Origin of the sequence: Richelia sinica FACHB-800, from assembly GCF_014698825.1 — a bacterium.
Taxonomy (GTDB): Bacteria; Cyanobacteriota; Cyanobacteriia; order Cyanobacteriales; family Nostocaceae; genus FACHB-800.
Genome location: NZ_JACJTT010000050.1, coordinates 23,985 through 35,780, shown reverse-complemented (window position 1 = coordinate 35,780; position 11,796 = coordinate 23,985). Strand labels below are relative to the sequence as shown.

Annotated in this window: 13 protein-coding genes; 7 read left to right on the top strand and 6 right to left on the bottom strand. The window is 35.6% G+C overall.

Annotation, left to right across the window (positions count from 1 at the left end; genetic code table 11):
* The first annotated feature begins 63 nt into the window (after positions 1-63).
* The 4 genes from H6G73_RS24600 (at position 64) to H6G73_RS22280 (ending at position 3,564) form a co-directional block, all read left to right on the top strand.
* Complete coding sequence (locus H6G73_RS24600; RefSeq protein WP_190608448.1) at positions 64-600, top strand: hypothetical protein; 537 nt, start codon at positions 64-66, stop codon at positions 598-600.
* 111 nt (positions 601-711) lie between these two features.
* Entirely contained in the window at positions 712-2,901 is a 2,190-nt protein-coding gene (locus H6G73_RS22290) for a tetratricopeptide repeat protein (protein ID WP_190608446.1), read from the top strand.
* 52 nt (positions 2,902-2,953) lie between these two features.
* On the top strand, positions 2,954-3,178 hold the full coding sequence (locus H6G73_RS22285; protein WP_190608445.1) for a type II toxin-antitoxin system Phd/YefM family antitoxin: 225 nt from the start codon (positions 2,954-2,956) through the stop codon (positions 3,176-3,178).
* A gap of 11 nt (positions 3,179-3,189) precedes the next feature.
* The gene (locus tag H6G73_RS22280) at positions 3,190-3,564 is read left to right on the top strand and encodes a type II toxin-antitoxin system VapC family toxin (protein WP_242034280.1); all 375 of its coding nucleotides are present in this window, start codon (positions 3,190-3,192) and stop codon (positions 3,562-3,564) included.
* Between the two features lie 77 nt (positions 3,565-3,641).
* On the opposite strand, the gene H6G73_RS22275 is transcribed toward H6G73_RS22280, so the two are convergent.
* Genes H6G73_RS22275 through H6G73_RS22265 form a run of 3 tightly spaced genes read right to left on the bottom strand, consistent with a single transcriptional unit; the run spans position 3,642 to position 5,279 of the window.
* A complete protein-coding gene (locus tag H6G73_RS22275; protein WP_190608449.1) occupies positions 3,642-4,661 on the bottom strand; it encodes an aldo/keto reductase in 1,020 nt (339 codons plus the stop codon).
* Positions 4,662-4,689: 28 nt separating this feature from the next.
* Positions 4,690-5,028: a cytochrome c6 PetJ gene (petJ, locus tag H6G73_RS22270; protein WP_190608441.1), complete on the bottom strand. Its 339-nt coding sequence runs from the start codon at positions 5,026-5,028 to the stop codon at positions 4,690-4,692.
* A gap of 26 nt (positions 5,029-5,054) precedes the next feature.
* Positions 5,055-5,279, bottom strand: coding sequence for a hypothetical protein (locus tag H6G73_RS22265; RefSeq protein WP_190608438.1), 225 nt, complete (start codon positions 5,277-5,279; stop codon positions 5,055-5,057).
* A 190-nt stretch (positions 5,280-5,469) separates the two neighbouring features.
* Here H6G73_RS22265 and H6G73_RS22260 point away from each other — a divergent pair, with 190 nt between their 5' ends.
* The gene (locus tag H6G73_RS22260) at positions 5,470-6,240 is read left to right on the top strand and encodes a histidine kinase (protein ID WP_190608436.1); all 771 of its coding nucleotides are present in this window, start codon (positions 5,470-5,472) and stop codon (positions 6,238-6,240) included.
* Positions 6,241-6,345: 105 nt separating this feature from the next.
* Here H6G73_RS22260 and H6G73_RS22255 read toward each other — a convergent pair whose 3' ends face one another.
* Both H6G73_RS22255 and H6G73_RS22250 read right to left on the bottom strand, forming a co-directional pair.
* Positions 6,346-6,531 (bottom strand): YqaE/Pmp3 family membrane protein, encoded by a 186-nt coding sequence (locus H6G73_RS22255; RefSeq protein ID WP_190608435.1) that lies wholly within the window; start codon positions 6,529-6,531, stop codon positions 6,346-6,348.
* 46 nt (positions 6,532-6,577) lie between these two features.
* Complete coding sequence (locus tag H6G73_RS22250) at positions 6,578-6,964, bottom strand: phage holin family protein (protein WP_190608433.1); 387 nt, start codon at positions 6,962-6,964, stop codon at positions 6,578-6,580.
* A gap of 354 nt (positions 6,965-7,318) precedes the next feature.
* Here H6G73_RS22250 and H6G73_RS22245 point away from each other — a divergent pair, with 354 nt between their 5' ends.
* Positions 7,319-8,308 (top strand): CHAD domain-containing protein, encoded by a 990-nt coding sequence (locus tag H6G73_RS22245; protein ID WP_190608431.1) that lies wholly within the window; start codon positions 7,319-7,321, stop codon positions 8,306-8,308.
* Here H6G73_RS22245 and H6G73_RS22240 read toward each other — a convergent pair.
* On the bottom strand, positions 8,297-8,929 hold the full coding sequence (locus H6G73_RS22240; protein ID WP_190608430.1) for a hypothetical protein: 633 nt from the start codon (positions 8,927-8,929) through the stop codon (positions 8,297-8,299). The two genes, H6G73_RS22245 and H6G73_RS22240, sit on opposite strands and share 12 nt — an antisense overlap.
* A gap of 532 nt (positions 8,930-9,461) precedes the next feature.
* On the opposite strand from H6G73_RS22240, the gene H6G73_RS22235 reads away from it, so the two are divergent.
* On the top strand, positions 9,462-11,750 hold the full coding sequence (locus tag H6G73_RS22235; protein ID WP_190608428.1) for a PAS domain-containing sensor histidine kinase: 2,289 nt from the start codon (positions 9,462-9,464) through the stop codon (positions 11,748-11,750).
* Positions 11,751-11,796: the final 46 nt, after the last annotated feature.

Sequence of the window (11,796 nt, the reverse complement as noted above, 5' to 3'; positions counted from 1 at the left end):
AAAGGAATTTATAATCACAACTTAACTAATATATTTTAATTATTCGCCCAAAATTACCATATTTTGGGCTATTTTTATCTGATTTTTCTTAACATTCAACATTTCTGGGTACAAACTTATGAAAATGAACCTTACCAAAAAGGCATTAATAAAGTTATTGAACTTCTTCAAAAACGACTCAATACAATAGACCCTAGTAAATCTATTGTTGATTTGTTTGACACAAGAGAATCGTTAGAGAATTTATGCTTAATGAGTGGTGGTCATGTGCGAAATTTATTGTTATTAATGAAGGAAGCTCTAAAATACACAAGCACTTTACCTATTTCTAAAAAGGCTTTACAGCGTTCAATTAGTGAGTTACGCAACACCTATAAAAACACCATTTATGCAAATGAATGGGAAGCACTAGCAAAGGTTTATGACTCTAAAGAAATAGTTAATGATAAATTGTATCGAGGTTTATTATTTAATCGCTGTATTTTAGAATATCGTTATCAGCAACCAGATGGAGAAACCAAAGTTTGGTATGATATCCATCCTCTGATTAAAGGGATAAAAGAATTTCAGGATACTTATAATCAATTGTATCCTGGATAAAAATAGAAAATTGTAGGTTGGGTAGAACGAAGTGAAACCCAACAGCATGAGGGAATTTTTGGAAATGTTGGTTTTTCTCAACCCAACCTACATTATTATATACTTAGAACTATGCCTCTGAAACTAAGTGATTGGGATAACGATTTACCAATAGAAGAAGATGAAGAATATCAAGCCTTTATACGTACACTGCGGTTTACAGAAGGTTTTGGTATATTATTTGTGCGCTGTTCTCCCGCTGGAGGTGAACAATTAATTAGTAAAGTAAAAGAAGATATTAGCGATAAAAATATAGAAATTCTCCAATTAGATAAAGATGTTACTAACTTATATGAAATAATCGATAAACTACCTAACAAAAAAAATATCAATATTTTATTTATTACAGGTTTAGAGTCTTCATTATATAAATATGAAGAAGCCAAAACCTTAGCAGGTTGGACTAGTCGAGAAACCCATCATTATAGTTGGGAAGGTGTACCACCAATTTTAATTAACATCAACCAACAGCGGGAAAGATTTAGAGATAGGTTTAAAATTTGTTTTGTCTTCTTATTACCGCAGTTTTCCATTAAATATTTTATTCACCGCGCACCCGATTTTTTTGATTGGCGTTCTGGTTTATTTGAATTTCCTATTGATGCAGAAACTTTAAAACAGGAATTATTACTTATACGTGAAAATCAAGATAAAAGTGATGATAAATATCTGAATATTACTGATGAAGAACGAAATAAAAAAATTTTGAAAATCCAAGAACTTCTGACAGAAAACCATCAAACAGATATTAACAAAACAAGTTTATTCTTAGAACTCGGAAATTTACATTGTTCTGCCAAGGAATATGAAAAAGCCATTATATCCTATGACCACGCACTGAAATTAAACCCTTACAATCACGAAGTTTGGGACAACCGCGGTATTGCACTACGTAAGTTAGAACAGTATGAAGATGCGGTTGCATCCTACGATAAAGCTCTAGAAATTCAACCTGATAACTACGCAGCTTGGAATGATAGAGGACTAGCCTTGTATATGCTAGGATTATATACAGAATCTATTGCTAGTTGTGAAAAAGCTATTGCTATTAAACCAGACTTTGTTTGGGCTTGGAATAACTTGAGTCTTTCGCTACAGAAGTTAGGACGGTATAAAGAAGCTATATCTTTGTTAGATAAAGCCCTAGAAATTCAGCCTGATTACTACATAGCTTGGGATAATCGGGGCATTTTCCTAGCCAAGTTAGGCAGGTATGAAGAAGCCATATATTCCTATGATAAAGCACTAGAATTTAAACCTGATGATAACGAAGCTTGGAAAAACCGTGGCATTTCCTTAGACAAGTTAGGTAGGTATGAAGCAGCTATATCTTCCTACGATAAAGCACTAAAAATAAAACCTGATGACCACGAAGCTTGGTACAACCGGGGCATTTCCCTAAGAAATTTAGGCAGGTATGAAGAAGCTATATCTTCCTATGACAAAGCAGTGCAAATAAAACCTGATGACCACGAAGCTTGGTACAACCGGGGCATTTCCCTAGCCAATTTGGGCAGATATGAAGAAGCTATATCTTCCTACAATAAAGCACTAGAAATAAAACCTGATTTACACGAAGCTTGGACTAGCCGTGGCTATAGTTTACACAATTTAGGTAAGTATAAAGAAGCTATATCTTCCTACGATAAAGCACTAGAAATAAAACCTGATTTACACGAAGCTTGGAATAATAAGGGCTACTCACTAAATAATTTAGGTAGATATGAAGAAGCCATATGTTGCTGCGCCCAAGCAATAAAATTTAAACCTGATGATCACGATGCTTGGAACAACCGAGGTATTTCCCTCGACAATTTAGGTAGGTATGAAGAAGCCATATCTTCCTACGACAAAGCCCTTGAATTTAAACATGATAAAGATGATGCTTGGTACAACCGGGGCAATTCCCTAAGAAAGTTAGGCAGGTATGAAGAGGCGATTGCTTCCTATGATAAAGTATTGGAAATTAAACCTGATGACCACGAGGCTTGGAACAACCGGGGCATTTCCCTATACAATTTAGGCAAGTATGAAGAAGCTATATCTTCCTACGACAAAGCTGTGGAAATAAAACCTGATAATCACAAAGCTTGGTACAATAAAGCTTGTCTTTATGCCCTACAAGGTAATATTGAAAAAGCAATTACAAATCTGCAAACAGCAATTAATTTACACCCTGATATAGTTAGAGAATGGGTAAAAAATAACTCTGATTTTGATACTATTCGGGAAGATGCACGTTTTCAAGCTTTGATTAAATAAATTAGGTATAATAATTATACAATAGTTTCTTATTAATTCTCAGGTGATAGCTATGCAGCAAATTACTATAAATAAAGCCTCTCAACATTTATCTGACTTAGTTGAAGCTGCACTTAAAGGTGAAGAGATTATTATCATGAAAGATAATCAATCTGCTGTAAAATTAATCCCAGTATTACCAGTTAAGCAGCGTCGTAAACCTGGTAGTGCAAAAGGAATGGTAACAATGTCTGATGATTTTGATGAACCTTTAGAAGATTTTCAGGAATATATGTAGTTATGATTTTGATGGATACACATACATTTATTTGGTATGTAACAGATGATTCTCAAATTAGTAATCAAGTTTTAGAAGTGATTAACGATGAGAATAATCAGATTTTTTTGAGTATCGCTAGTGTTTGGGAAATGGGAATTAAACACGGGTTAGGAAAGCTAAGTTTTAATGTTCCATTTGAGACGTTTATTAGACAGCAAATGAGTATTAATGACTTTACTCTGTTAGATATCAAAATCAGTCATATTAATACTGTTGCCCAACTTCCTTTACATCATCGTGATCCGTTTGATAGGATACTGATTGCACAAGCTATAGTTGAAAATATACCTATAATTAGTGGTGATAGCAAGTTTGATGCTTATCCCATACAGCGTTTATGGTAATGTTTTAAGATCCCCGACTTCTAAGATAAATTCATATTCTATAGACTAGATAACAAAGAAGTCAGGAATATATTCAACTACCTTCTATACTCATCCCCACAGTCACCAATTAACTGATATAAATCCCATGACTGCTGGGAAACTGCATCCATCTTTTCCACATCTTCAGCATCTAAACTAAACCCAAACACCCGCGCATTATCTTCTAAATGTTCCGCAATTCCTAACCTGGCACCAACAATTACACCCCCTACTGCTGGCTGATGTAAAATGTAATTTACAGCCACATTAGCAATACTTACCTGATGCTTATCTGCAATTTGTTTGAGGGTAGCAAGTAACTGTTGAAATAATCCCCAACCACCCCAAGCATCAATCACATTTTTGTATTTCTTCAAGCTGGTGGTATTTAAATCAAAACCCCGTGGTTCTGGTTGACCTAAATATTTTTCTGATAACAAACCACCGCAAACACTACCATAGGTAAACAGTTTAATATCATGTTCTTGACAGAATTTAACCATATTCACTTGTGGTCTTCTGTCAACCAAAGAATACTGCACTTGGTTAGAAACAATCTTAATTCCTGCTGCTGTAATAATTTGCAGATGTTCCGTATCAAAGTTAGTTAAAGCTAAATGCTTAATTTTACCCTCGGTTTGTAATTCTCCCATATATTTGAGGGCATCTAAATAATTATTATCCCCATATTCCCACCAATGGAACTGCATTAAATCTAAAGCAGAAACATCCATTCTACGAAGGGATATATTAATATTATCTTCCACAATTTTTCTGGTCATCTTGCCCGGTCGAGGAACCCATTTTGTGAAAGCTTGAATATTGGCTAATGCTGCTTCACCACGACTAGCAATCAATTGCCGTCTAAATTCACCAATTAAGTCTTCTGCTGGGCCATAATGGTCAGCTAAATCCCAAGTCGTAAAACCAGCATCCACATAGGTAAACATAGCCTGAATAGCAGTTTGGGGATTAATTCTGCCATGGCCACCTGATACCTGCCACATACCATTTAAAATCCGGCATATATTTAAGTCAGAAGTAAATTGGAGGCGACTATTAGTAGGTAAAATCATATCTGTTTTTTGCATATTTCTAGGTAAATTATGATTTCCAGTTTTGATTAGCTTGTTCCAAAACATATGCAGCTACATCTTCTATTTCTTGAGGAGTTAAACGCTCTTTGTAGGCAGACATATTACTTTTACCATTGGTGACAATATCAGTAATTGCCTCCAAGGAATCCATGCCATATTTTTTTAAAGCATTTTGCTTGAGAGTCTTACCTCTTCTAACAATATTACCTCCATGTTCATGGCATCCAACACAATGAACACTGAATATTTTCTCCCCATTACTTGTGTCTATAGCTAAGGCTGGTAAATGAACATTCACTGTCCAAATCCAAACGGTAAATAATAACAAGATGAATATTTTCTTCACGCTGGCACTTCCTACATACAAACCATCTATAAAGATTCAAAATCGGCTAAAAATCCAGAGAAGTTTTGACAATCTTCCTGGAAAGATTCCGCGTCACTGACATCTTCAACTTTATATTCCATGATTCTTGTCCCATCTGGTTTTTTCTTGGAAGAAATACACTCACCTTGATATTTTTCTGCCATTGCCTTAAATGCAGCACCATGGTGTTTCCATGCTTCTCCAGAACAAGTAATGTTAATTCTCCACATATTTTTTCATGATTATTACTAACGAATATTTATCTTCTCATAAAGATGTATTCTTTTCCAAATTTATTCTTTCTACGACCTAGTTTCTATCTCCAGGAAGTTACATCATCCAAAATAAATAGTCATAATATTACTAAACAGTTATGTAGATAAAAACCTATCCCAATTATTTAAATCATTGCAATTTAACATGACTAGTTCTATCAAAGAACAAATTCAAGCCGACTTACAACAAGCTAAAGCTACAGGACAGTTAAGAACTGAACGCATTCGTGAAATCGTCAAGTCCGCTGTTACTCAGGTAGCATCGGAAGTGAAAGCAGGTTCAAGTGAATTGCGTCACCTAGTGAAGGATGCTGTGGCCGCAGTCATCGACAGCTTGCAAGATAAAGGTAGTGAAATCAAAGAAGAAGTTACAGCTTCTATTGAAGGTGCGATGGAAGCTGTGACTAGTAAAAGACAGGAGTCAATTAACAAGACCCAAACCGAAATTCAACAACTACAGGCACAATTAGATTATAAAGAAGAAGAACTGCAACAAGAAGTGGATGGTATTCTGGCAGAAATCTCTAATACCAGTCAGGAACACAATGTTCCTACTCAAAATGCCATTATCTCTGCCATTAATGCCCTTAAAGATAGTGAAGAGGTGGCTTTATTAAAGAAACGCTATGCCCAATTGCAAACCCAATTAGCGATTATCCGCGCTAATTTAGCCGCTCGTTACTCTGGCCGTGATCAAAACGTACAACAGTATCTAGATGAAGCGAAGAACTGGTATGAGCGATCGCGTCCCCAGGCTGAAGCCATAGTAACACAAGTTGGTCAAAAGCATTCCCAGTTAGAAGATAAACTCGGTGCAGCAGGTACAGCCATTGCCAAAAAAGAACGTCAATTAAAACAAACTCTCCGCGAGTTATTTTTAGCAACTGCTGAATTATTCAAAGATAAAGAAGCATAATAGCTGAAAATTTAGAGACGTTACATGTAACGTCTCTAACTATCTGAATCTATGAAAAAAAATGGTCTAGCTGAATGTAAGTAAAATAGTTACACCTCTGACAGCTTACCACCCTTGTCTACTCAATCTTTCATCATGTTTGGCAATCACCCAAATGGCATGAATACTGCCAGGTAGCCAACCGAGGAGAGTCAGCACAATATTAATTGCCAACGTTGTACCCACTCCCTCTGTTAAAAATACTCCCACAGGTGGCAAGAACAAACCCAGCAATAAACGTATTAATTTCATCGGATTGTTCCTATTTCTCAACTCTATTGTTAGTCCATCTCTAGGGTTAAGATTTAACTGTTAAATCTCCGCTAGATTCTAACTGCATATTCTTCTCAGCAAAGTATTTGCTCATAGTTGTATTGGCTAAAGACAGCACCACTGGACCGAGAATAAAAGCAATCAGTCCATGAACTCGAAAACCAGGAACTAAAACAGCCGCTAACCAAAAGCAAATACCATTCACAATTAGAGAAAATCCTCCTAAAGTTAAAAATGTTAATGGTAGAGATAGAGTGGATATAATTGGTTTTATAGAACCGTTGATTAAACCAATCACAACCCCAGCGATTAACGCTGAGGGAAAATTAGCAATATCCACACCTGGAACAATTAAATCCACGATTAACAAACTTAAAGCCGTAGCTAGTGCGGTTAAAAAAGTTCCCCACATTGTTTTTACCTAAACAACAGCATTTTGTATTGCTGTTACTATCTTGAAAGATGGGTGAGAAGAAAACTTCTTGGTCAGGATAGATTATGGTTATATCAAGAGGATGATTTTGACAACATTATGTTATCGCTGACACTTTTGAGCATGGAAAGAACATAACTGTATTTGCCACATACAACTGTCAATCATCAATTAAATAGCCTTCAGATGTTATATTTTTCTTAACCTTTATTTAATTTAACCTTAAATTCACGTCTAATTCTCCAATGTTGTTAAAAAAATCATAAATAGAGATAAGTCTATTTTTAACTAATGTTATGATGCAAACACTCAATGAATTAATACCTATCATTTATGCAAATAGCTAATAAAACACAAATTAAAACTTTAGGTGATTGTGCATATGCAGCCATTGAAAAACATTTTCATAAAAGTATAAAGTGGGAAAAATCTGTCAAGAAAGATGAAGATCCAGAAGCACTACATCAAATGCGTGTGGGAATGCGACGCTTACGTACGGCTGTTAGTCGTTTTGGTTTATGTGTAAATTTGCCCAAATTAGTTAGTGATAAAAATATTGGTAAAATTTCCCGCATTCTCGGCAATCTTAGAGATTTAGATGTCCTCAAATCAGCGCTAGAAAATAATTATCAGCCACATTTACCACCAAAAGAACAAGCACTACTCAAGTCAGTGTTTTCAGCGTTAGCACAACAACGGGAAATAGAGGTTCACCATGTGAAAAAGCTTTTAAAGGATGAAACTTATAAGACCTTTAAAAAAAGCTGTCAAGAATGGTTGGATCAACCTATATATCACCCTTTAGCTGCCTTACCAATCCAAGAAGTTTTACCCGATTTACTCTTACCAGAAATCAGTAAATTTTTCCTACATCCAGGCTGGTTAATTGGTACTCAATTTATTGAAGAAAAGTACATACAAACTATCGATTGGACACCAGAAGAACTAGACCAGAAACTTATCCATCAAGGTGAAGTGCTCCATAATTTGAGAAAACAAGCTAAACGAGTTCGGTACCAAATGGAGTTATTTACTAATTTATATGGTGAAGAATTTGCATCACAAGTAGGAGAGGTTAAAAACATACAAACTGTGCTAGGTGATCTGCAAGATAGTGTTGTATTACATGAATGCCTCAAGAGCATACTTAAGTCAGAAATAAATACTGAAATGCGTGGTATGACAACCTTATTATCTGCTCAGAATTACCAAATATGGCAACAATGGCAGCTAATTCAAGCTCATTATCTCAAACCAGAAGTTCGACATAATTTTCATTACACAATTTTACAGCCTAAAGAAACTCAACAATTAGCGAATTGAAATATTAATAGGAGTTTCCAGCGATAAAACATAAACACTACTTTGGGGAATTTGGACAACCCGAATATTTTCAGCAGAACGTAAGCCTGTCACTAAACCTATGGCACTGCCTAACATTGCTCCCCGGTCAAATTGTTCAGGATCACCTTGGCTAATAAAACCTAAAGTGCTACCACCAATTCTGCCCCAAACACTACCATTTTCGATGGCTTTATCATTGGCTCTTTTTTGAGTAATAGTAGTACCAGGAATGGGTTGACTAGATGCTTTAATTGCCACAATTTTGCCATTGACTATTAAAGATTGAGCAACGATTTTTGCACCACCATCACTGGGTTGTAAAACTATGGTGACAGGTGTATTTTCTGGTGCAATGACATTACCTTGCTCATCTTTAATTGCACTAGCTAAAGGTACTGTCAGGGGGTAATCTTTCTTTTGTCCTACATCTACTGTGACAGATGCAGGAAAGGAAATAATCACGGCTGTATCCTGAGGAATGGTAATATTTTGGCTCACTGGTGTAGCTTGGGAAGGAACTGGTTGTGCTTTAGCTGGTGCGGTGAAAGAACCTAATAGAGATAGAGAACAAGCAATACTCACCAGTGTTTTTGTTTTCATAACCTTTTACCTAAGATGTAATTGTTTTGTGAGGTTTGCACCTTTCATTTCATCAATAGGTATGAGGTGAGAAATTTATGCGGCTGGGCGCAAAGTGAGTCCATCAATATATAAACTATAGCAGGTGACACTATGGCTAAAGCCACGTTCCGCGTTAGCGTAGCTTTCCCTTTAGCGATACGACTGCGTGGTTTGAAACCCTCTACATTCATTTTCACCAGAGGTCTATTACACTTAAGTAGCTTTTCAACATCCTAATAACTGCTCGGTAAAACTACTGTATTAAACAAGGAGGGTTTACACTGTTGTAAATAGCTAATTTAAGCTAAACAATAACCATAACAGTGTTGTTTTGAATCTAATTAAATCCGCAACAGTTTTTACCTAAAATATCTAAAGTAAATAATTTTTTATATTAAACAATAATTTCCTATAACAGCAAAAGTCTGATTTACGTTTAACAAACCTAACTAGTTGGTTTGTTTAATTTCCGTTATACATATATGGCATAACAATTATGGAATTCCAGAATATGAATTTTGATTTACACCGAAAAGCTCAACAATACCAGTTCATTGAGCAGGAGTTATGTCATAGTCAACAGACTCTCCGAGATATCCTCAATAGCCTCTTTACCTTCGTCGCAATTATTAGTGTTGATGGCATATTAATCGAAATTAACCGTGCATCCTTAGAAACTCTGAATCTGACTACGCAAGATGTGATGGGTCAGCCATTTGCTCAAATTTACTGTTTCGCCTATTCTCCCAGCATACAACAGCAATTAGTTGATGCGATCGCTCAAGCAGGCCAAGGTCAGATTGTTCGCTATAACACCAGTATACAGATAGCTCAGAGTAAATTAATGATGCTTGATGTATCTATCAATCCTATTTTTAATGAACAGGGACAAATTATTTATCTTGTTGCTTCAGGAGTAGATATTACGCCCCGTCAAGAAGTTGAACAAACCCTGCAAATCCAATTAAATGCTATTGAAGCTGCTACGGATGGTATTGCCATTCTTCAAGATGAACAATTTTTATATTTAAATCAAGCACATGTCCAAATGTTTGGATATAAAAGTGCAGAGGAATTAATTGGTAAAACTTGGCGAGAACTCTATCAACCTTCAGAAATTGCTAGTTTACAATCCCAAGTATTCCCCATATTAACCCAAGCAGGCCATTGGCGAGGAGAAACTAAAGCCAAGCGCAAAGATGGTACTATCTTTGATGAGGAATTATCCTTGAGCTTCATTGGTGCTAATCAGTTAATTTGTGTTTGTCGTGATATTAGTGATAGTAAACGAGCCGCATTGGCTCTTAAAGAAAGTGAACAGAGGTTTCGTCAATTAGCAGAAAATTTGCATCTAGTTTTCTGGATGACTAACCCAGAGCAAAAGAAATCAAGATTTTCAGAAATTCTCTATGTTAGTCCTGCTTATGAGAAAATCTGGGGTGTTCCTTGTGAAAATCTCTATTCTAACCCTCAATCTTTTCTTGATTCTATCCATCCAGATGATAAGAATTTAGTTATGTCTACTGTCAAAAAAGAAAAATCTGGATTTGATATTGAATACAGAATTATTCCTGCTGATGGTTCAATTCGCTGGATTCATGACCAAGCCTTTCCCATTATCAATGAGCAGGGAGAAGTATATAGAGTGGTGGGAGCGGCAGAAGACATTACCGAACAAAAAAAATCTGCCGTCGCATTACAACAAAGTCAACAATTTCTTCGGCAAGTAATTGATACTAATCCTAATTTAATCTTTGTTCAAGATTGGGAAGGAAAATATATTTTAGTGAACCAGGCATTGGCAGATATTTACGGTACTACAGTTGAAGACATAATTGGTAAGAAAGAAACAGATTTACATGCCAAGCAGGATGATATAGAAGCATATTTAACCATTAATCGCCAAGTTATCACCTCTTTGCAAAAACAGAAAATCCCTGAAAGAGTTATTACTACCCATACAGGTGAAACCCGCTATTTTCAAGTTGTTATTTCTCCTTTAGTAGACACTGAAGGTAAAGTCTCTCAAATTTTAGGAGTAGCTAATGATATTACTGAACGTAAGCAAGCTGAACAAAAAATTAGCGAAGCCTTAAAACAGGAAAAACAACTCAGTGAATTAAAGTCCCGGTTTATATCCATGACTTCCCATGAGTTTCGTACACCTTTAGCAGTTATTTCTTCTTCTGCTAGTATTTTGCAACAATTTTCTCAAAAACTGCAAGAAGAACAAAAGCAAAAACATTTACAATGTATTCTCACCTATGTTAAACATACAACCCAACTATTAGATGATATTTTACTGATCAATAAAGCAGAAACTGGTAAATTATCTTTTTATCCAGAACCTGTAGATGTCGTTTCTTTTTGTCAGCAACTTGTAGAAGATGTCCAGCTAAGTGCCACCCATCATCAGATTATTTTTTTTAGTCAAATTTCCACGCCCATCATTGCTAATTTAGATAAGAAATTACTGCGCCAAATTCTTATCAACCTGCTAGGTAATGGCATTAAATACTCACCCGAAGAAAGTCAAGTGATATTTAATTTTTCTATAGAGGCAGAAAACCTAGTTTTCAGTATTGAAGACAAAGGAATGGGTATCCTTCCACAAGACCAATCTCAGTTATTTGAATCTTTCCATCGAGGTGCTAATGTAGGAAATATTCCAGGAACTGGTTTAGGTTTAGCTATAGTTGCTAAATGTATTGCTTTGCATCAAGGTCAAATTACTTTTACTAGCCAAATTGGTGTGGGTACTACTTTTACAGCCTATATACCCTATAATATTATTGATTAACTATAAAGTTATGAATAAGTTTTGTCTGAATTGTCACCGCTACTTC

Excerpts from the sequence above, each read along its gene's own strand:
- H6G73_RS22290 (WP_190608446.1), top strand. The coding sequence starts at position 712 with ATGCCTCTGAAACTAAGTGATTGGGATAACGATTTACCAATAGAAGAA.
- H6G73_RS22255 (WP_190608435.1), bottom strand. The coding sequence starts at position 6,531 with ATGAAATTAATACGTTTATTGCTGGGTTTGTTCTTGCCACCTGTGGGA.
- H6G73_RS22285 (WP_190608445.1), top strand. The coding sequence starts at position 2,954 with ATGCAGCAAATTACTATAAATAAAGCCTCTCAACATTTATCTGACTTA.
- H6G73_RS22235 (WP_190608428.1), top strand. The coding sequence starts at position 9,462 with ATGAATTTTGATTTACACCGAAAAGCTCAACAATACCAGTTCATTGAG.
- H6G73_RS22260 (WP_190608436.1), top strand. The coding sequence starts at position 5,470 with ATGACTAGTTCTATCAAAGAACAAATTCAAGCCGACTTACAACAAGCT.
- H6G73_RS22240 (WP_190608430.1), bottom strand. The coding sequence starts at position 8,929 with ATGAAAACAAAAACACTGGTGAGTATTGCTTGTTCTCTATCTCTATTA.
- H6G73_RS22245 (WP_190608431.1), top strand. The coding sequence starts at position 7,319 with ATGCAAATAGCTAATAAAACACAAATTAAAACTTTAGGTGATTGTGCA.
- H6G73_RS22280 (WP_242034280.1), top strand. The coding sequence starts at position 3,190 with ATGGATACACATACATTTATTTGGTATGTAACAGATGATTCTCAAATT.
- H6G73_RS22275 (WP_190608449.1), bottom strand. The coding sequence starts at position 4,661 with ATGATTTTACCTACTAATAGTCGCCTCCAATTTACTTCTGACTTAAAT.
- H6G73_RS22265 (WP_190608438.1), bottom strand. The coding sequence starts at position 5,279 with ATGTGGAGAATTAACATTACTTGTTCTGGAGAAGCATGGAAACACCAT.
- H6G73_RS22250 (WP_190608433.1), bottom strand. The coding sequence starts at position 6,964 with ATGTGGGGAACTTTTTTAACCGCACTAGCTACGGCTTTAAGTTTGTTA.